The 19,666-nt window shown below is 63.9% G+C and carries 15 protein-coding genes; 10 read left to right on the forward strand and 5 right to left on the reverse strand.

Going from position 1 to position 19,666, the window contains the following annotated elements; genetic code table 11:
• Positions 1–595: 595 nt before the first annotated feature.
• Positions 596–871 carry a hypothetical protein gene (locus BM430_RS34740; protein ID WP_177303061.1) on the reverse strand — a complete coding sequence of 92 codons (276 nt, stop codon included), beginning with the start codon at positions 869–871 and terminating at the stop codon, positions 596–598.
• Positions 872–1,154: 283 nt separating this feature from the next.
• Here BM430_RS34740 and BM430_RS15545 point away from each other — a divergent pair, with 283 nt between their 5' ends.
• Complete coding sequence (locus BM430_RS15545) at positions 1,155–3,389, forward strand: CHASE3 domain-containing protein (RefSeq protein WP_093568172.1); 2,235 nt, start codon at positions 1,155–1,157, stop codon at positions 3,387–3,389.
• Positions 3,390–3,672: 283 nt separating this feature from the next.
• Positions 3,673–6,087 (forward strand): hybrid sensor histidine kinase/response regulator, encoded by a 2,415-nt coding sequence (locus BM430_RS15550; RefSeq protein ID WP_093568173.1) that lies wholly within the window; start codon positions 3,673–3,675, stop codon positions 6,085–6,087.
• A gap of 123 nt (positions 6,088–6,210) precedes the next feature.
• On the opposite strand, the gene BM430_RS15555 is transcribed toward BM430_RS15550, so the two are convergent.
• Both BM430_RS15555 and BM430_RS15560 read right to left on the reverse strand, forming a co-directional pair.
• Positions 6,211–8,265 (reverse strand): response regulator, encoded by a 2,055-nt coding sequence (locus tag BM430_RS15555; RefSeq protein WP_093568174.1) that lies wholly within the window; start codon positions 8,263–8,265, stop codon positions 6,211–6,213.
• Positions 8,266–8,268: 3 nt separating this feature from the next.
• Positions 8,269–8,478, reverse strand: a complete 210-nt coding sequence (locus BM430_RS15560) for a ribbon-helix-helix domain-containing protein (RefSeq protein WP_093568175.1) — start codon at positions 8,476–8,478, stop codon at positions 8,269–8,271.
• Between the two features lie 393 nt (positions 8,479–8,871).
• Here BM430_RS15560 and BM430_RS15565 point away from each other — a divergent pair, with 393 nt between their 5' ends.
• Together BM430_RS15565 and BM430_RS15570 are read left to right on the forward strand one after the other, a co-directional pair.
• Positions 8,872–10,728, forward strand: coding sequence for a PAS domain-containing sensor histidine kinase (locus BM430_RS15565; RefSeq protein WP_093568176.1), 1,857 nt, complete (start codon positions 8,872–8,874; stop codon positions 10,726–10,728).
• A gap of 16 nt (positions 10,729–10,744) precedes the next feature.
• The gene (locus BM430_RS15570) at positions 10,745–11,134 is read left to right on the forward strand and encodes a response regulator (protein ID WP_048435255.1); all 390 of its coding nucleotides are present in this window, start codon (positions 10,745–10,747) and stop codon (positions 11,132–11,134) included.
• Positions 11,135–11,458: 324 nt separating this feature from the next.
• Here BM430_RS15570 and BM430_RS15575 read toward each other — a convergent pair whose 3' ends face one another.
• Positions 11,459–12,910 carry a sensor domain-containing diguanylate cyclase gene (locus BM430_RS15575; protein ID WP_093568177.1) on the reverse strand — a complete coding sequence of 484 codons (1,452 nt, stop codon included), beginning with the start codon at positions 12,908–12,910 and terminating at the stop codon, positions 11,459–11,461.
• Positions 12,911–13,950: 1,040 nt separating this feature from the next.
• Here BM430_RS15575 and BM430_RS34025 point away from each other — a divergent pair.
• From BM430_RS34025 to BM430_RS15590, 5 genes are all read left to right on the forward strand, one after another.
• Complete coding sequence (locus BM430_RS34025) at positions 13,951–14,202, forward strand: hypothetical protein (protein WP_143132044.1); 252 nt, start codon at positions 13,951–13,953, stop codon at positions 14,200–14,202.
• 1,410 nt (positions 14,203–15,612) lie between these two features.
• Positions 15,613–15,855 carry a DUF6894 family protein gene (locus BM430_RS15585; protein WP_093568179.1) on the forward strand — a complete coding sequence of 81 codons (243 nt, stop codon included), beginning with the start codon at positions 15,613–15,615 and terminating at the stop codon, positions 15,853–15,855.
• A gap of 512 nt (positions 15,856–16,367) precedes the next feature.
• On the forward strand, positions 16,368–16,826 hold the full coding sequence (locus tag BM430_RS34030; RefSeq protein WP_143132045.1) for a hypothetical protein: 459 nt from the start codon (positions 16,368–16,370) through the stop codon (positions 16,824–16,826).
• Positions 16,827–16,828: 2 nt separating this feature from the next.
• The gene (locus tag BM430_RS34035) at positions 16,829–17,095 is read left to right on the forward strand and encodes a hypothetical protein (RefSeq protein ID WP_143132046.1); all 267 of its coding nucleotides are present in this window, start codon (positions 16,829–16,831) and stop codon (positions 17,093–17,095) included.
• Positions 17,096–17,273: 178 nt separating this feature from the next.
• The gene (locus BM430_RS15590; RefSeq protein ID WP_093568180.1) at positions 17,274–17,606 is read left to right on the forward strand and encodes a hypothetical protein; all 333 of its coding nucleotides are present in this window, start codon (positions 17,274–17,276) and stop codon (positions 17,604–17,606) included.
• Between the two features lie 505 nt (positions 17,607–18,111).
• Here the strand turns inward: BM430_RS15590 and BM430_RS34040 are convergent.
• A complete protein-coding gene (locus BM430_RS34040; RefSeq protein WP_143132047.1) occupies positions 18,112–18,444 on the reverse strand; it encodes a hypothetical protein in 333 nt (110 codons plus the stop codon).
• Between the two features lie 347 nt (positions 18,445–18,791).
• On the opposite strand from BM430_RS34040, the gene BM430_RS15595 reads away from it, so the two are divergent.
• Positions 18,792–19,610, forward strand: coding sequence for a transglutaminase-like domain-containing protein (locus tag BM430_RS15595; RefSeq protein ID WP_091888983.1), 819 nt, complete (start codon positions 18,792–18,794; stop codon positions 19,608–19,610).
• Positions 19,611–19,666: the final 56 nt, after the last annotated feature.

The raw sequence follows: 19,666 nt of genomic DNA on the forward strand, positions 1-19,666 counted from the left end.
CATCCTGGCCAGCGTCAAACGCTTCTGCCTCAGAACACTCGAAGCTGCGCCAGAGCCAACGCCTTTGCCACGAACTTCAGATGCAGGACACTAGTCCCGTGTGCCCCCGGACCGCTGGGTCGACGTAGCAGCAGGCCAGCAGCTTGCGGACCATCGAACTCGCTGTATGACGCTCCAAACGCTTCAACGCGGCTCCTTCCCTGCGCGGGGCATGGGTCCAACTGATCCGTGGAATGCTGCTCGCTGCGGGCTCTCGACATCTCCGTGCGTTGGCCGTTCATGGTAGCACCAAAGACCCGTAAGGTACTGTGGCTATCGTCCACGTCGATCAGCGCAGCAGCTGAAGGATGCACTGGCTCGCGGGGAGCAACAACGGATTGCGAGTATTTCTAAAATATCTATCGCTGTTGAGCACTGAACCAGCGTTAAGGCAGCTGTATTTTCCGTCGAACGGAAGTGATACAGATCGTTGCAGGAAATAATCTCGCCTCTCCCGTGTCGGCTATGCGCCATTAGCGGACCTTCAGCTACAATTACTTGAATATCCGCTATCCGACCGCAAGCTGCCTCTGCACGGAGTGGTCGGTACGGGAGGCTACAAGATCCTTATGCCGGGAACGACGCGCTGGACGCCCGGTCCAAAGCCGATTAGGCCGAGGACGTCCGCGTCCAGGCTTAGCTCGCCAAGGTCGAGATCCAGCTCGACCGCTTCTGCGCCGAGGAGTTCTCGGACCGCATCATAAAGGAAATAGCCGAGCTTCTCGTTGAGCGGGGTTCCCCCTGACGCCGTCAGAGAGTCTGCTGGGCCACGGGCCCTGATATCCGCGGCGCCGCGCTGCAACGACGAACCCACCACACCGGGGATGCTCAAGGCGTAGATGGACGTCCGGGTCTCGTTCGGGCGCTATTTCGAACCGTGGAACGAGGGCCGGTATGCCCGCTGGGCCGGCTGAGAGCAGGAAACTCAGTGCGTCCGCGGAGGGATGCGTCCCACGATCCCGGTTCGCGGCGCCCGTAAAAGGCCCGCATCGCGGCGCATGGGCTGACCTTGGACGCACGAGTGGGCATTGCCTCAAGGTCTCACTCGCGACCAATATGGCACCGCGCTCGCTGACGTGAACCAAATAGTAAGCTGCGGCCGCAACCAGGATACCATGACCCAGTACCTCGTCAGGCGCGCTAACGTCCTCGTCCTCGGCGTGCTGATCGCCATCCTCGCCCTGGTCGGTGCGGCGACCTGGGAGCGGCTGAACGCCTCGCGCGACGCTCGCACCTGGTCGCGGCACAGCTATCAGGTGCTCGACACCACCAAGGACCTCGCCATCGCCTTGCGCGACGCCGAGCGCGGCCAGCGCGGCTACGTCCTCACCGGCAGGGCCGAGTACCTCGGCCCCTACGACGTCGCGCGCGACCGCCTCGGCCTCCTCCAGGGCGAGCTCCAGAAGCTGACCGCCGACAACCCCGCGCAGCAGGAGCGCATCCGGGCGCTGGCCCCGGCCATCCAGCACAAGCTGGAGGAACTCGCCCAGACGCTTCAGGCGCGCCGCGACGGCGGTCTGGAGGCGGCGCTGCGCATCATCAACGGCGACGCCGGCCGCAATCACATGCGCGAGGCCGAAACCATTCTTGCAGCCATGCTCGCAGACGAGCAGCGGCTCCTCGACGAGCGCCTTGTGCAGAACGACGCCCGTGCGACATGGGTGCGCTGGATGGTTATCGCCGGTTCGGTGCTGGCGGTCTTCACCCTGCTCTGGGCGGCCCGCCTCCTGAACCAGGCGTGGTCGCGTTCCTACAGGACCGAGACCGAACAGCGGGCTGTGGCCCTGCGCCTGCGCACCACCCTCGACAGCCTCAGCCAGGGCGTCGCGGTGTTCGGGCCCGACCGCAAGCTCGCGAACTGGAACGAGTGCTTCCAAGTGCTACTCGACCTGCCGAAGGCGATGGTCCGACGGGGCACGACCTACGGCGCCTTCGTCGAGCACACCGGTGAACCCGGGCGTCCCGCTCTGGAGACCGAGGACCAGGTCCGGCACGGAAGCCGAAATCCCCGCGAGGCCGTCACTTACGAGCGAGAGAACGCGGAGGGGCACCACCTGGAGATCCGCCGGACGCCGATGCCCGACGGCGGCTTCGTGCTGACCATCTCGGACATGACCAAGCGCGCCCAGGCCGAGGGCGTGCTGCGCGAGGCTCAGAAGATGCAGGCCATCGGCCAGCTCACCGGCGGCATCGCGCACGATTTCAACAACTTGCTTCAGGTCATCCTCGGAAACCTGGAATTCATCCGGGCAAAGCTCGACGGCGACGCCCGGCTCCAGACGCGGATCGAGCGGGCATCCTGGGCTGCCCAGCGCGGGGCGACGCTCACCAGCCAGCTCCTTGCCTTCGCCCGCAAGCAGCCGCTCGCGCCGTCGGCCATCGACCTCGCCGCGACGATGCCGGACCTGATCCCCCTGCTGCGGCGGACCCTCGGCGAGACCATCGATGTCCGTTACGTCGAAACCGTCGGGCTATGGCCCGCGATGGCCGACGCGGCGCAGTTGGAGAGCGCGGTGCTGAACCTCGCGCTCAACGCCCGCGACGCGATGCCGGGCGGCGGCCGCCTCACCATCGAGCTTGGCAACAAGGTCCTCGACGACGATTATGTCCGCCGGCACGCCGAAACCGTGCCCGGCGACTACGCCATGGTGGCGGTCTCCGACACCGGCCACGGCATGACCCCCGAAATCGTCAAGCGGGTGTTCGAGCCGTTCTTCACGACCAAGCCCGACGGCAAGGGCACGGGGCTCGGCCTCGCCATGGTGTTCGGGTTCGTCAAGCAGTCCGGCGGACACGTGAAAATCTATTCCGAGCCCGGCGAGGGCACGACGGTGAAGCTCTACCTGCCGCGTGCGGTCGGGGCCGCGGCGGCGACGGGCCAGCGGTCCGGCAGTCCGGTCGATCTGCCACGCGGATCGGGAACGATCCTGGTCGTGGAGGACGAGGCGGCGGTTCGCGAAATCGCCTGCGCGATCCTGGCCGATCTCGGCTACCGCGTCCTGGAAGCCGGCGACGGCGAGGAAGGGCTGAGGGTCTTTGCCGCCAACGTCGCGACCATCGACTTGCTGCTCACCGACGTGATCCTGCCTGGCAAGGTGCGGGGTCGCGAACTCGCCGAGAGGGTACAGGCCCTGCGGCCCGAGGTCCGGATCGTGTTCATGTCCGGCTACACCGAGAACTCCATCATTCATCATGGCCGGGTCGACGACGGGGTGCATCTCATCTCCAAGCCGTTCAAGCGCGAGCAACTCGCCAGAAAGGTCGCCGAGGTGCTCGGACCCGCGGGAGCGGAGATGCCCGAGGCCGCGAACGTGGTGGCCTTGCGCCCGGTCAAGGGCACAGGGCCGTGACGTCGACGTCCGGGGCCTAGCGCCGATTGATCGGGCCAGGAGGCTGGGGTGCTAGGGCCTCGCCTGGCGGGCCGGTTCGGCGGCGGGTCGCCCTCCCGGCCATGGCGTATCCGATTGCACGCCGTCCTTCACTCAGGCGCCCCCGGGTTAGGGCGAACGCCAACGTACGACGCCGTCGAACGTCGCACTCTACGCCACGCCACCTGGACGCCGTTGCCGCGTTATCCGACCCGGACCGTTGTCCCGCGCCGGTGCGGAAGGTACTCACGCCAAGGGAGGGGCCATGGACCTAGAGATCGAGAGGCTGCTGCGGCGCGAGCGCGAACTCGAAAACCGCGTCGCCAGGCTTGAAGCCCAACTGGGTGACGGCCTGCGCCGGCCGGACCGTGGGCAGCGAACCTCGGCGGCATCAACCGACCTGCTATTCACGGCGGCGGAGAAGACTCGCATGCCGCAGATCATCACCGACCCCAACCAGCCAGACAATCCCATCGTCTTCGCCAACCGGGCCTTCCAGAACCTGTGCGGCTACGACGCTGCCGAGGTGATCGGGCGAAACTGCCGTTTCCTCCAGGGCCCGGACACGGACCCCGCCGACGTGGCAAAGGTCCGTGACGCCATCGTGGCCCGGCGCGACGTCGTGGTCGAGATCTTGAACTACCACCGCGACGGCACACCCTTCCGCAACGAGCTCTACGTGAGCCCCGTCTTCGACGCGGAGGGACAACTCCGCTACTTCTTCGCCAGCCAGCTCGACGTCACCCGTTTCCGGACCACGGAGGGCGTACTCGCCGAGAGCGAAGCCCGGTACCGGGCGTTGTTCGACGCCGTCGACAGCGGCTTCTGCGTCATCGAGATGCGCTTCGACGCGGACGACCGCGCGGTCGATTACCGCTTCGTCGAGGTAAACCCCGCCTTCGCGGCGCAGACGGGCCTGCACGATGCGGCTGGACGCTGGGCGAGCGAGCTCGTGCCCCGGCTCGAACGCTCCTGGTTCGACACCTACGGCGCGGTCGCGCAGACCGGCCAACCGGTGAGGTTCGAGAGCGGGTCCATTGCGATGGGACGCTGGTACGACGTGCACGCCCTGAGGGTGGGCGACCCCGAGCAGCACCGGGTCGCCATCCTGTTCAACGACATCACCGACCGGCGCCGCTTTGAAAGCCACTTGGAGGCCACCGCCCAGGAGCAGGCCAACGAGCGCGACATGGTCTGGCGAGCCAGCCGCGACCTCTTCGTGGTCTGCGGACGCGACGGCTTCTTCCGCAAGGCGAACGCCGCCTGGACCGAGATGCTGGGGTGGGAGGAGACCGACGTCGTCGGCGCCCGCTTCGACGCCTTCGTCCATCCCGACGACCGGGCGGAGGCGGCTGCGGCCTTCGAGCGGGTCACGGGCGGGCTGGCGCTGCACGACGTCGACGTGCGCGTCCGCGCCAGAGACGGCGGTCATCGCTGGATCTCCTGGAACGCCATTCCCCGGGGGGACCACTTCTACGCCGCCGGTCGCAACGTCACGGAACGGCGGGCGCTCGAGGAGCAGCTGCGCCAATCGCAGAAGCTCGAGGCCGTGGGGCAACTGACCGGGGGCGTGGCCCATGACTTCAACAACCTGCTCACGGTCATCAAGTCCTCGACCGACCTGCTGAAGCGGCCCGGCCTCGCCGAGGAGCGCCGGCTCCGCTACGTCGGCGCGATCTCCGACACGGTCGATCGGGCCGCCAAGCTCACCGGTCAGCTCCTCGCCTTCGCCCGCAGACAGGCCCTGCGGCCGGAGACCTTCGCGGCCGACCGCGCCGTGGCGGCGCTCGCCGACATGGTCGGCACGCTCACCGGATCACGCATCCGGGTCGAGCTCGGCATGCCTGACGGGGAACAGGACGACCTTCACGTCAACGCGGACCCGAGCCAGTTCGACACGGCGTTGGTAAACCTCGTGGTGAATGCCAGGGACGCGATGGACGGCGAGGGCCGCCTGCGCATCGGGCTCCGCCGTGCCTCCCGCATCCCCGCTGTCCGGGCGCATCCGCCGCGGCGCGGCGACTTCGTCGCGGTCACGATCTCGGACACCGGTGCGGGCATCGCCCGCGAGAACCTGGAGCGCATCTTCGAGCCGTTCTTCACCACCAAGACCGTGGGCCAGGGCACGGGACTGGGGCTGAGCCAGGTGTTCGGGTTCGCCAAGCAATCCGGCGGCGAAATCACCGTCGAGAGCGCGCTCGGCGAGGGCACGACCTTCACCCTCTATCTCCCGCGGGTCGGCCCGTCACGCGCCGCCGCGCCGGTGGAGGAGCCGGAGGCGCTGGCCGAAGGGCACGGGACCCGGGTCCTCGTCGTCGAGGACAACCTCGATGTCGGCGCCTTCGCCGAGCAGGCCTTGCGCGAGCTCGGCTACGTCACCGTCTGGGCCAAGGATGCGCATCAGGCGCTCGCCGAGATCGAGCGCGACTCCTCACAGTTCGAGGTGGTGTTTTCGGACGTGGTGATGCCAGGCATGAACGGCGTCGAGCTCGCGGGCGAGATACGCCGGCGCCGGCCGGACATCCCGGTCGTGCTGACCTCCGGCTACAGCGACGTGCTCGCCGCCGAGGGCACGCACGGCTTCGACCTGCTGCGCAAGCCCTACTCGGTCGCCGATCTGTCGCGCATCCTCCGCCGTGCCGTCCAGGACGCCTGCGTCGGGCTCAGGGGCGGGGCCTGACACCGTGTGGGCTGCCGCGGACACCGGTCTCGACTCGATCAGCTTGACCGTGCGAGGGGCCACCGTGGGCGAAGGACTGCTCAGAGTGGACAGTCGAAATGGGCTGCAGCTTGTTGCCGGACGCTACTCGTCGCCGATGCGATTGGGGTGGTCGGGCCTGGCGACCGCCTGCAAGGTGCGCGAGAGCTGTTCGACCGAGTAGGGCTTCTGCAGAAGTTCGAACCCGCCGGTGCCGGTCTGGGCCAGAACGTGGCTGTAGCCGGAGGTCAGGATGACGGGCAAACCGGGATGACGCCGTCGGATCTCACGGGCAAGATCAACGCCGTTCATGCCGGGCATCATCACGTCCGTGAACACCACGTCGAACCGACCCGCGTCGTCGGCCAGCTCCGCCAGAGCTTCCCCGGCATCGGCCGCCCAGACCGTGGCAAAGCCAAGTTCGGCCAGAGCCTGCGTGGCGAACGTGCCTACCTCGACGTTGTCCTCGACCACAAGCACGCAGGTGCCATGGCCATCCACCACGGGCGTCCGCTCGCCCCGTTCCGGGGCCTGGATCGCGCCACCCACGCGGGGAAGATAGAGTGTGAAGGTCGTACCTTGCCCGACCACGCTCTCCACCACGACCTCGCCCTGTGACTGCTTGGCGAAGCCGAACACCTGGCTGAGCCCAAGGCCGGTGCCCTGCCCGACCGCCTTGGTGGTGAAGAACGGCTCGAAGATCCGTCCCAGCGTCTCCTGTGTCATGCCGATGCCGGTATCGCTGATCGACACCGCCACGAACGGTCCATCCACCGCAGGGTGGGCGCGCACGGGCGGCATCCGCTCGACGGCCCGCACGCGAACGATGAGTTGCCCCTCGCCCTCCATCGCGTCGCGCGCATTCACGGCCATGTTCACCAGCGCCGTGTCGAACTGGTTCGGGTCAGCGTTCACGAAGCAGTCGTTCTCCGGCAGCTCGGTCACGACCCTGATGCGCGAGCCGGTGAGCGTGCCTAGCATTTCGGAGAGTACCCGCACGCTGTCGCAGGCTGCGAACACCTTGGGTTGGAGTGTCTGCCGCCGTGCGAAGGCGAGGAGCTGGCCGGTCAGCTTCGCGGCGCGATCCACCGTGTCGGAGATCGCCTCGATGTAGCGGCCGCGCCGTGCCTCTGCGAGATCCGGGCGCTTCAGGAGGTCGGTGGAGGACTTGATGACCGTGAGGAGATTGTTGAAGTCGTGCGCCACGCCGCCGGTGAGCTGGCCGATAACCTCCAGCTTCTGCGACTGCCGCAACACGTCCTGCGCATCCTGAAGCTCAGCTTCCGCCCTGAGCCGCGCGCTGATGTCGTGAGCTTGGTGGAAGGCGCCGAAAACCTTGCCCGCCGCATCGCGCAGGGGCGTGTAGGTGATCTCCCAGCATGGCTGGCCGAACTCGGCCCGGCCGAAGACGGCCTCGACCTTGTACGCTTCACCGGCCAGCGCCCGGGCCATATTGGCGCGCATCACGGCGGCTTGCTCGGGGATGAACAGGTCGGGGAAGATGTCGCCGACCTTCGTGGTGAAGCCGTTGACGCGGAAAAACTCGTCGTTGTGGGCCTTGTTGAAGGCGATCAGCCGATACTCCGTGTCGAAGACGCAGATCGGCGCGGTGTCGGACTGGACGATGTTCTCGTACAGGTCGCGCTCGGCGGTGCGCGAGGCGAGGCGCTGGTTGGCATCGAGGTGGAAGCCGATCAGGTCGGCAAACATCTTGAACATGCCAACGATGGCAGGCGTGTTCAGCTTGGCGGGCTTGGGGTCGATGGCGCAGAGCGTGCCGAAGAACGTGCCGTCGGGCAGCACGATGGGCATCGAGATGTAGCTCTGAAATCCGTAGCGGGCGGGCGTGTGGTGGCCGCAGAAGGCCGGGTCCTCGGCCACGTGGTCGATCACGACCGCGGTGCCGCTCTGCCGGATCTCGTGGCAGATGGTCGTCTCGAGGCTCAACTCACCGCCAGGCTTGAGGCCGAAGGCGATGTCATCCTTGACGGCGCAGGCGACCCAGCGGTCATCGGTGACGCGCGCGATGGCAGCGAACCCCATTCCGGTGGTTTGGCACACCACGTTGAGGATCGTGGGCACGGCCGCGATGCTCTCGACCGCGACGACGTCGGTGAGGAAGCCTTGAAGGAGCGTCGAGGCAGGTCGAGGGTCGGCCATCGATCAGCGACCCGGACGATCGTCTGCACGGGCCGCTTCGTGGGCTGCCGGGCGCCCATCCGTGGTCGGCGCATGGTCACCCTCGATGAGAAGGCGCAGTCCGGCTCGCGCCACCTCGTTCGCGTTCGAGTGGTCACCCGATGCGACCTGAGCGTTGATGGAGGCGGTCAACTCGGTCGCCAGGGAGACGTTGCGGGTCGGCGTGTTCGGCATGCCAACGGTCTGTCACGCTCGGTCGAGACCGTCAAAGGTTGCCAACCGGACACCCCGGACCCGGAAGGAGGAATGCGGTGGGATGGCCGCGAAGCGGTCACCCCGAAAGCCCGAACGGTCGGGAGTAGACCCTCTCACAGTCAAGCGAGTTGGGTTTTGACCTTGGGCGGCCTTCCTGTGCCGCATCGCGTCCGAGACCTTGTCGCGTCGGTAGGGTTTCTCGAAGCCCTTCTTCCGGAGATCGCCGGGGCATGGAAGCGTTGGCGTGTCGCCGTGTCCGGGTAGCCCGCCTCACGAAGAGGTGGGCGCACCTCCCTTCCTGGCGCGCCGGTGACCGTCTAGAGATGGTGCAGGCGGGTCGCTCGCCGAACGGGGTATCTCGCGAGACGAGGCATGATGCGACACGCCAAGCTTGGCACGGATGCTGGACGGACCGGCTCACTGCGGATGGCGGACCTTTTCCGTCTTTACGACTGGGCGTCAACGCCTTTGGGGAAGCGGGAGACCTGGCCCGCGGTTTTGCGTACCACGGTCGACCTGATGCTCGCGTCGCTGCACCCGATGTGCGTCATGTGGGGACCTGAGCGCATCTTCCTCTACAACGACGGCTATGCCGAGATCCTGGGAGCGCGCCACCCCAGCGCCCTGGGCCTCCGGACCGAGGACGTATGGCCGGAACTGTGGGACGACCTCGTTCCCCTGATCGACCGAACCTTCCGAGGGGAAAGCTGCGCGTTCCGCGACCAGCCCCTCACGATGATGCGCAACGGCTTCGAGGAGCAGGTCTGGTACGACTTCGCCTATTCGCCCGTTGGCGACGAGCGAGGCGAAGTCGTCGGCCTGCTCAACGTGACATCCGACTGCACGGCCCGGGTCGTCGCGCAGCGGGAGCGCGACGCGGCCATTGAACGGTTGCGCGCGAGCGAGAAGCGGTTGGCGGCGCTGGTCGAGGCGAGTTCGGACAGCCTGTACTCGATGAGCCCGGATTGGCAGGAGATGCGCACCTTGCAGGGTCGCGGCTTCATCACCGATGCCGACGCGCCGAGCGTGCGCTGGATGGACGAATACCTGCTCCCGGAGGACCGGACCGACGTCAGCGACAGGATCGCGACGGCGGTCGCGCGGACCGAGCCCTTCGAGATGGAGCACCGGGTGCGCCTCGCCGACGGGAGCACGGGCTGGATCTTCTCACGCGCGGTCCCCGTGAGAGACAGCGAGGGCCGCGTCACGGAATGGTTCGGCATGGCCGCCGACGCGACCGCGAGGCATCGCGCCTTGGAGCAGTTGCGCGAGAGCGAATCCTTCATGCGCGGGGTGCTCGCCGCCTCCAGCGACTGTATCAAGGTGCTCGACCTCGACGCCAGGCTCACCTTCATGAGCGAGGGCGGCAAGCGCGTCATGGATGTCTCTGACTTCAACGCCGTCGCCGGGTGTCCCTGGCCGAGCTTCTGGGAAGGCGAGGGCAACCTCGCCGCCAAGGAAGCCGTTGCCGCGGCCAGGGCGGGCGTTGCTTCCGGATTCCAGGGCTACGCCGACACGATGAAGGGCAACCGCCGGTATTGGGACGTGCAGGTCTCCCCGATCGTGGGAGCGGATGGGAAGCCCGAGCGCATCCTGTCGATCTCGCGCGACATCACCGACCTGAAGGTGGCGGAGGAGGCGCGCGCAGTGCTGGCTCAGGAACTGGCCCATCGCATGAAGAACTCGCTCGCCATGGTGCAGGCCATCGTCACCCAGACGCTGCGCCAAGCGAAGTCGATGGAAGAGGCCCGCGCGGCGGTAGGACAGCGCTTGTCCGCCCTCGGCCGGGCGCAGGACATCCTCACCCGATCAAACTTCACAGAAGCCGACATCCACGACGTCGTCGCGGCCGCCATCGACCCGTACCGAGTCGTCGGGGACCGCATCTCCTGGTCCGGCCCGCCCCTGATCCTCACCTCGCAGCGGGCGCTCGGCCTCTCGCTCGCGGTCCACGAGTTGGCGACCAACGCGGTCAAGTACGGCGCCCTGTCGAACGAGGCTGGCCGCGTCGCGATGTCGTGGCGGTTCGAGGATGGCGCGTTCGCCTTCGATTGGGTCGAGACCGGCGGGCCTCCCGTCGTCCCGCCCGGGAGCCGGGGCTTCGGCTCCAAGTTGATCGAACGGATCGTGGCAGCCTATTTCGAGGGGGAGGGCCACCTGGATTTCGACCCGGCGGGCATCAGGTTCAGGCTGACGGGCGTGCCCGGCAGCATCGCGGTCGAGGCATGATGGTTCGGGTTGCATAATGGGACAGTCCTTCAATCCGGCCGACGTCGCCGTCCTCGTCGTCGAGGACGACGCCCTGCTTCGGGCCGAGGCCGTCGACCTCTGCATCGAGGCGGGCTTCACGACCTATGAGGCACGGAACGCCGACCAGGCCATCCGACTCCTCGAACGCCATTCCGAGATCCGCGTCCTGTTCACCGACATCGAGATGGAGGGCTCGATGGACGGCTTGAAGCTGGCCCACGCCGTGCGGGAGCGCTGGCCCCCGGTCGCCATCATGGTCACGTCGGGGCGGCGCAAGGTGACCAAGGAGGATTTGCCCGACAATGGCCTGTTCTTCGCCAAGCCATACCCGCCGGACGATATCGTCAAGGCCCTCAACGGCATCGCCGCACAGGTCATGGGCTAGCCCCGGCCCGGGGCGAACCGATGCCCCGACGAAACCGACGAAGGCGGCGTCCGGGGCCACCGCCCAGGACGCCTCTGACCTGCTCAGGGAATGGAGACGAACCGGGACCTGTGATGCTATGCGCGCCGGCAGGAGAGACGACATCCGCCCCTCCTCTGCCCGGCCGGACGGTGATGCACCGACTTTCGGACCTCTGATCAAGGTCGTACGATAGGTCGCACAGTTCCTGATCTCCACCGAGACCGACGGCAGTTAATCGGACGGCGAGTCATCAGCGCTGAAAGTGCGGATGAACCCCGTTTGGATACCGTTTGACGCCCTTGTTCAGCCGGCGGTGCGGCGATCTGATGCCCCCGAATAGGTGCAGGCGGTACCCTTGCACGTGCGCTTGGCCTCGTAGAGAGCCGTATCTGCGTTACGAAGGAGTTCTGTTCGGCTCCGCGCTTCCCCACCAGACCAGGCGACCCCGATCGTCCCCGTGACGCTCGCAATTTGCCCAGGCCCATCCGCCACGATGCGGAGGCTGTGAAGCAGCCTTTGCACCAGGGCCTCAATGGCTCCTCGACCCACCGTCGGCGGGACCAGAACGGCGAACTCGTCGCCTCCAAGCCGTGCCGGAACACACGAACTCAGGTACTCGGCACGGAGCTGGTCCGCCACGCGGCGCAGCACTTCGTCGCCTGCGGCGTGCCCCAAAGCGTCGTTCACGTCCTTGAAGCCATCGAGATCGATCAACAGCACCGCAAATTCCGTATTCCTGGCGTCGGCTTCCCGCAGGCGGCTGTCCAAAACCCGGTTGAACTCCGCCCGGTTGGATAGCTGAGTAAGATCGTCGGTGCGAGCGGTCTGTCGTAGCTTTTGCTCCATATGATACTGCTCGGTGATATCCTGAAGCAGGCCCATCAGCGCGACAGGCCTTCCCTTCGACACCTCGATCTCCGCGAGGCAGCGAACTCGTCGGCGGTTGCCCTTTGCCGTCATCAAGTCAGCATCCAGCTCGAAGGGCAGACCCGTGTTGAGCGTGCGCATCACCGCGGCAAGAAACGCGCTTCTATCCGGCTCCGGAAAGAAGCTCATAATCTCGTCATTCGGCACACCGCCGCTCACGGGCAGCTCATGGATCGCGAAGATGCCGTCTGACCAGGTCGCGGCGCGGAGTCCGAGATCGTAGCGCCAGGAGCCCATCACGGCCATGCGCTCCGCCTGTTTGAACTGCCGCCGCTCGCGCTCGAGGTGCTCGACGGTCAGGCGTCTATCCTCGGCCGCTTCGGCCGCATGTAACGCGGCCATTCTCGCCTCAAGAAGCGCTTCGGCCATGCAGGCCAGTTCCGAGAGAACCTCCACATCAGAGGCGCAGGGTTCACGAGGCTTATCGTCCAGCACGCAGAGGGTGCCGACGACGACCGCATCACCGCCGGTCTGCATGACCCGGACGGGCACCCCGGCATAGTAGCAGATGTTAGGGGCGCCAATGACAAACGGACTCGACGCGAAGCGTGGATCGAGTCGAGCATCGGCCACGGTCAAAGGTGCTTCGGTCTCGAAGACAACCGGGCAAAATGCTCCGGCACGAGGCGTCTCGGACGCCAAGGGACCGCATCGCGCCTTGAACCATTGCCGTTCAGGGTCGATGAGCGTGATCGAGGACATGCGGGTGCCGAGCATGCGCTGAGCGAGCTTCGCCAGAGCGTCGAACTCGCGTTCCGGGGCCGTGTCGAGCAGCGCGATCTCAGCGAGCGCCTTCTGGCGCACCGCTTCTCGTTGGCTGTCTGACATGTTCCCTCGCCACGTTCCTCCGCCATAGCTACCTTGGCACTGATGAATGTCCCGTTCCTAACGTTTTGACCAGGAGCCGCCACCGGAGTGATCGAGTCGGCTCGGCCGAGTTGAGGCAAGTCGGTAGCGTCCCTGTACATGTCACCCATGGCTTTGCGCCGAAACAGAGTGAGCCAGTGGCAGCTCTGATGCTTATCGCGATTGCGCAACATGTGACAGCGCTGGCAGCGCGCCGCCAGGTTGGTATCCTGAATATTGGCCGTGTCGTGGTTGCGGCGGGCTACCGTCGGCACCATCAATGCGACGAAACGCGGGCGAGCAAGTCCTCATCACGCGGCCGCTGCCGGAACCGGTGATCCTCGCGATCGAGACAAGTCGAGTTTGCAGCGTATTACCACCAATCATTGCCGAGGCGGGAAACTCTCTGCAGGTGCGGGTGGTCACATATCACGCACCGGACCTGCGTCCTGCGGGAAAATCTAGCTTGTCCAGAATTGAACACGACTTAGGCAGAACGCCGACCGCGCGGCGGACCGGAAGCGTTTTCCCCGTCACGGAAACCCGGCCCGCCGGTGACGCCAGCCGAGCGGCCATGAGGCGGCAGGCTGGTGTGACTGTTGGGTCAATGTTCGGCTGCTAATCCGGTTCCGGCAACACAACGACCGCCAGAGATTCAGAATCTTGGCCGGCTCCGTTCTGAGGGAGCTGCGATTGCCCATCGCACCACGCAACACCTGCTCGATGGATTTGCTCCAGCTTGATGACAGACGTGTCGAGCTCACCCGTATTGTGTCCGAAGGGGGGTTCAACAGCGAGATTTACGACCATTGCAAGTGCAGCGTCGGAAAATAATATATCGACATTCATAAGTAAAAATCTGATCATAAATGATATTAATTCAATCCATTGCCCTCTGTTTGATGGCGAATATCGGTGATCGAGGGTGCGGCATAAGGGTATAATTGTAGGAAAACGGAATTTTCAATTTGACTGTGGGCCTGCGGTGGCGCAGCAGTGTCTGCCGCCTCCGGAACGAGCGCATGCAACGCGAATGGAAAACGTGGCCGCAGATCGCGATCATGGTGCTACAACAGATCAAGAATTTTCCTTGCGGCCACAATCTGCTTTGGATTGAATTCAAAGATATTGATGATGATAACAGCATGGCTAGTTTTGTAATGGACACAGAAGAAACATCTGATGCGGAGGATGTAATGCTTGCTGATTATGTAATTATGATATTGAAAAAACTCAGAATAAAATACAAAATATCTTCTGTTAGCATTCATTAAATAACAAACAGACGTGCGAGAGAGAAAATCTTCTTCAACGCGGCGCGGGGATGTAAGAGCGCCAAGCAATTCCAACGAAGCGCTTGCACCTCATCATTAATGTTCGCGGTAATGAGGTCACGAGATCGATCGTAGACAAAGCGGATTATCCTTGAGGGTCACCGATCTCTCTTGAGCGAGTTTTCTCGAGCCAGGCATCCTAGATAAGTTTGCATGCGCGCCTGGGCGATGGCCGGAGCGGCGCAGTTTGACAGTACTGGCTCAGGGGAGGATGGAGTACCGACCTGCCTTCTCATCCAGCACCCTCGCCGCCTGCCTCAATCGCGCCACTAGTGCTGGAGGGGCGCAAGGTGATGTGGAAGACACGCGTCTGATTGACGAAGTTCGAGATGCGTTCGCTGCATGTCATAGAACTGTTGAACAAGATGCCAACGGTACTCAATTTTCTGATCTGATTACAAATAATCTGTGCCACCTCACTTGAATAATCCCCAATGCAGGCGCAGGATGCCGCCATCGCCAGCCGTTTTAACCTGTAGGCACTGGTGGCTGAGAGAGACGTGCGCTCCCGCCTGCATCGCGAGGAGCGCTGTCATGGCGATGTCATCTCACAAGCGTTTCACAGCTTCAGAATACGATGCCTGGCTAATCGAATCATCGCGTCAAATCATAGTAAAATCTCGTAAGCTGCTAGAGCAAACCAGACCACTTATTGCCATTTATAATTTTGGACCCTTTAAGCCTTGTGTTTGTAAATGTGAGGCAGCGAAACTAAAATAGATTAATCGCAAAATTATTTTGAAAATTGCTTTGGCAGAAGAAATATGAAAGAGCGCTTAGGTGGAAAATGCCAGAATTGATGACACAGGCGCTTATTTTTATTGTGTTAAATTGTAGAATGCAACCCGCTCCAGAGCCTCCTGGAAATCAACATACATTCCTTCTTGAGGAACATGAAGACCCTTCTCCCATCGTTCAACAGTGAACCACTCACCAGTCAACTCGCCAGGATCTTCTGCCTTCCAGGATCGTACTCGGCCGAGCCGCTTCCCATCGCGATAAACCTGCCTCACGCTCGAATGTTTGTCGGAGCCGGGCTTCCATTCTTCGTCGTATGTGATGGGCATCGTTTTTCGTCTCCCACACTGAACGCCACGCCCACTGTCACTCACGGCAGGTGGGTTCGCTTAACGCAACGCGCTTAGTGAGCTGAAACGACCATGGTCGGGCAGAAATTTTCACGCATCGGTCTTGTGAGAGGCGGGGGAGCGGCTGCGATTCGCCTGATTTGCTTTGTGTTAATGCACCTCGATGTCTTTCGAGATAAGGGCACATCATCGCCAACACCTGTTTTGCCCCTTGGCGGCTGTGAGACATGCGCGCTCCCGGGTTACACGAGCGGAGCATGCGATGCCGCGTTTCTTTTTCGACATCCAAGACGGCCAACTGATCCCCGACGACGTGGGAACCGAGTTTCCTAACGCTCATGCTGCCCGCGATGCCGCCATCCGGATTCTGCCAGATATCGCGCGTGAGGAAATGAGCCTGGGTGGAAGCCGGCAGGTTGCGGTGCTGATGCGCGACGAGACAGGGCAGGCATTATTCGCAGCCTCTCTCATTCTTAGCGCGGAATGGTTGATTGACACAGTCTGAGATTTTAATGTATGGCAGCATTACCTAACACGCGATGGCCAAATTTGCTGCTTCAATTCCTGCTGAATTTTTGGCTGCATCGCGATTTTATTCGATGGGAAAAAGCTATAGTAATTTTGTTGAAATATTTAATCGCCCATGATGGGTTGGCGATTTGAGACGCCCTTGGATCTGTATGCCGTTTTCCTTGCGAATGCAGCGGAGTTCGTTCGTATCGTCGCCGACCTTGTGCGATCTCATGCCCGTCGGCACGGCGGCGAGCGGAGTCCGCTCGAACGCGCTTTGCGCGTCGATAGCGTCCCGGGCTCGCTGGAGAAGCGCGATTGTCGACGTCCATATTGCTCAGCTTCTATGACCAGCAGCCGTAGGGAAAAAAATTCTCATGGCCTACAACTTCATTGGCCGCACGGTGATTTTTTGAGTATTTTCGGATTTGAGTTGCTATCCGCTCACTGCACACCATATACGCACTGGTGTCGTGGCGATGGGCCAGGACTGCACCGGAGGGCGCCATGCCCACCGACTTTCCTTCTCGCCGACAGCGTTCTCCAGATTACGGTCGATCGACCCTGCGTGCCGTCATCGTCAACCTGCGGCTCCGTTTGCTCGGCTGGCGCATCGAACAGGCGCTTGAGGAACGCGATCACATCAGGCTCCTGTGCCACCTGAATGCCTGGGCCGAACTGCATCGTCGCACGTCAGAAGGATCAGGTCCGCGAGTACTGCCAAGTGCGAACGGAACAACCACAGTCGAATCCAAGGACGTGTTTTGCGATCGCGCACGCGACATCTTGTCGAGGATTGCACGCGAGGAGCGGCGTCTCGACAGGATCGTCGGCCGGCTGAAACTGGCACGCATGCAGGGAAACCGTCGCGGTTATGATCGCTCTCATGCTGTCGGCCAAATATCCTATGATCGCACGGTGCGCCTTTGGCAGCAGATCTCACTATCGTTTCATTCCAGGAGATAGTCGTGCCCTACGGTGCTGAGGTTATCGAACAAATCGAGCGGGATCACAGACGGATCGGCCGCCTGCTTCAAGCCATCGACAATGGTCGCTGGTGGAGTGCCGACGAGCCTGGACGAGCCAGCCTCGAGACGATCAGAGGCGCGGCAATGCAGATCCATGAAGCGACGATGCTGATTGAGCGATTGCTCAGCGGTATCGGCACGAGCTCCACGCGTGACCGGAATTCTTTGGCGTCGTTGCCGGCAGCTATGGCCACTCCTGGTCCCTGAACCTCGTTCGCGCAAGGAACGGGACGTGCGTGGGTCCAGTGCCCCGCATATCAAGGTGTCGAGGCCATGCCCTCCTTCCGCCGGCTCCGTCGGCGGCGGTCCGAGAGGGTCCCTCGGAGCACCCGCGTTCGCATCCCGGCGGCGAAGAGCCAGCAACGCAGCACAGAGGGTTGGCTGGATGACGGATCGTCCGATCGAGCTTGACGAACGGCGCGGCATGGCCGCCCAGAAGGCGACGAAGGTGCGCCGCAGGCGAGCTGCGGTGAAAGCGCAACGTGCCGGCCTCGTCGCGCGCCAGCACGACCTGGAAGCCCACCTGTTCGCGGCCGAGGCGACGACATGGCCGGAGGCCGCCGACAAGGCGAAGTATCTGCTCGAAAGGTTCGCCGCGACGTTCTCCTGCGATGATCCTCGCTTGCAGAGCATGGTCGCCGCCGTGTTGTCCGACTTCGCGCGTCTGTCGGGGCCGACCGAGCCCGAGGCGCAAGACTCGCAGGCTCCCACCATCTGACCGGAGAAGTCCAGATGACTAGCGATCGAACTCGTGGAAACCGTGAAGCCAAGAAGCCCAAGAAGGAAACCCCGAAAGTCATTGCGGCGGCACCGAGCACGAAGGGCCAGGTCGTGGCGAACGGCAAGCCCGGCGTAAAACGGTAGCCCGTCCGGGCTCGAACGACCGGCTGAGTGCCTCGCCGTCCCGGAGCGGCGACAGGCGGCCGACACCCGATAGCCGGCTTTCGAGCCGGAGGTGGGCGTGGCCGTCACGCTGCCATCCGGGCTGCGACATCGAACCCATGCAGCGATGGTCCGAAGATCGCCTCGGTCTCACGAAGCGGCGCGTCGGCGAGCGGGAACATCCCGCTCCTCGATCGCTATACGGGCTTGGCACCCGATCTCGCCCAAGCGGGTAAGGACCATCGGTGCCGATTCATCGCGCGAAACCAATGGCGTGTCGTCATGGTTTCCGCGCGCCTCTCGTCCGGCTGCGCACACGATGACGAACTCCGATCGACCATTCAGCGCCTTTTCGGTTTCGATCTGCCGTTGATGCTCGCATCGCCTCCGCTCGGGTCAAAGGGAACGATGGGACCGCCGCAGCCCGTGCAGATCGAGGCACCGAGCTTGTTCATGCGCTCGTCGCGCCTGCGGTCGGCCTCCCTTCTTTTCCTCGCACGGTCCTCGATTTTTGCGGGATCCAATCTGACCTTGGAAGCGGATCCATCGACGGATTGCCCGGAACCGGTCCCGGCACCGGCCGGGCGCGCTCCGGCGCTGGACCAAGTGCTGGAGAGAACACCCGCGCAGATCAGCGTGGCCAGAAACACCACTGCATTATTTTGACGGTTCATCGAGAGACCTTCTAAAAACCCACTCTATCATGTTTTGGCATGAAAGGGTGGCGGCTGGATTCCGACGCCGTTGCGGGTTTTCGGCCCGTCGGGACCACGACGCCCAAATGCCTGCCACCACCGCGAATGCCGCGATGGGAGGGAGCGACCGGCCTATGCCCCTGCCGGGGGCCGGTTGTCGCTTCGATGATCGCGTTCCAGTCCGGCGAACGGAAAAGCTCTTTGTTCGTGCTGTACAGATCGCCCATTCGTGTCATGGATCGTTCGAGTGCAGCCACGTGAACCGGAGACGCGAGCCGACCCGCGTTCAGGGAGAGCGCGACCCTGCCGTCCCCCGGAGACACGCGATGCGCATCCACGTCGGCTGTGAAATGACCTACGACTTCGTGCAGGACACGCCGGTCGTCACGATGCTCAACGTCCACGCGTCGCGGTTCTCCGATCTCGAGCGACCGGATTATCTGCTGACGGTGCCGGCCGTGCCCCTGGAGGGCTATCGGGACACGTTCGGGAATTGGTGCAACCGGCTCGTCGCGCCGGCCGGGCGTTTCACGCTCAAGACCGACACGGTCGTCCGCGATCACGGCAACGGGGACATGACCGACACGGTCGCACGACAGGAGGAGGTGCGCAGCCTGCCCGTCGACACGCTGCTCTACCTGCTCGGGAGCCGGTACTGCGAGACCGATCGCCTGTCGCAGACTGCCTGGGACCTGTTCGGCGCCATGGCACCGGGATGGGCGCGGGTGCAGGCGATCTGCGACTACGTTCACGATCGCATCGCCTTCGGCTACGAGCATTCCCGGCCCACCCGGACGGCGCTGGAGGCCTTCGAGGAACGTCGCGGTGTCTGTCGCGACTACGCCCATCTCGCGATCGCGTTCTGCCGCTGCCTCAACATCCCGGCTCGCTACTGCACCGGTTACGTCAGCGACATCGGTCTGCCGTTGCCGCATGCTCCGGGAGATTTCGCGGCCTGGATGGAGGTCTTCCTGGGCGGCCGCTGGCACACCTTCGATCCGCGCAACAACAGCTCGCGAATCGGCAGGATCCTGATCGCCTACGGACGCGACGCCGCCGACGTGCCCCTGACGCTCACGTTCGGGCCGAACACCCTCGTGGATTTCCGGGTGACGACCGAGGAGGCGACGCCGCTCACGGCATGAGACGATCCGGCCCGGCCCGTCGGCTCGCGGGCTCGCGCGGGTTGCCCCTAGTCACG

Origin of the sequence: Methylobacterium sp. 174MFSha1.1 (genome assembly GCF_900116815.1) — a bacterium.
GTDB lineage: Bacteria > Pseudomonadota > Alphaproteobacteria > Rhizobiales > Beijerinckiaceae > Methylobacterium.

Coding starts and splice junctions, on each gene's coding strand:
- BM430_RS15565 (WP_093568176.1), top strand. CDS start 8,872: ATGATGCGACACGCCAAGCTTGGCACGGATGCTGGACGGACCGGCTCA.
- BM430_RS34025 (WP_143132044.1), top strand. CDS start 13,951: ATGCAACGCGAATGGAAAACGTGGCCGCAGATCGCGATCATGGTGCTA.
- BM430_RS15585 (WP_093568179.1), top strand. CDS start 15,613: ATGCCGCGTTTCTTTTTCGACATCCAAGACGGCCAACTGATCCCCGAC.
- BM430_RS15595 (WP_091888983.1), top strand. CDS start 18,792: ATGCGCATCCACGTCGGCTGTGAAATGACCTACGACTTCGTGCAGGAC.
- BM430_RS34030 (WP_143132045.1), top strand. CDS start 16,368: ATGCCCACCGACTTTCCTTCTCGCCGACAGCGTTCTCCAGATTACGGT.
- BM430_RS15555 (WP_093568174.1), bottom strand. CDS start 8,265: ATGGCCGACCCTCGACCTGCCTCGACGCTCCTTCAAGGCTTCCTCACC.
- BM430_RS15550 (WP_093568173.1), top strand. CDS start 3,673: ATGGACCTAGAGATCGAGAGGCTGCTGCGGCGCGAGCGCGAACTCGAA.
- BM430_RS34040 (WP_143132047.1), bottom strand. CDS start 18,444: ATGAACCGTCAAAATAATGCAGTGGTGTTTCTGGCCACGCTGATCTGC.
- BM430_RS15570 (WP_048435255.1), top strand. CDS start 10,745: ATGGGACAGTCCTTCAATCCGGCCGACGTCGCCGTCCTCGTCGTCGAG.
- BM430_RS15590 (WP_093568180.1), top strand. CDS start 17,274: ATGACGGATCGTCCGATCGAGCTTGACGAACGGCGCGGCATGGCCGCC.
- BM430_RS15545 (WP_093568172.1), top strand. CDS start 1,155: ATGACCCAGTACCTCGTCAGGCGCGCTAACGTCCTCGTCCTCGGCGTG.
- BM430_RS15575 (WP_093568177.1), bottom strand. CDS start 12,910: ATGTCAGACAGCCAACGAGAAGCGGTGCGCCAGAAGGCGCTCGCTGAG.
- BM430_RS15560 (WP_093568175.1), bottom strand. CDS start 8,478: ATGCCGAACACGCCGACCCGCAACGTCTCCCTGGCGACCGAGTTGACC.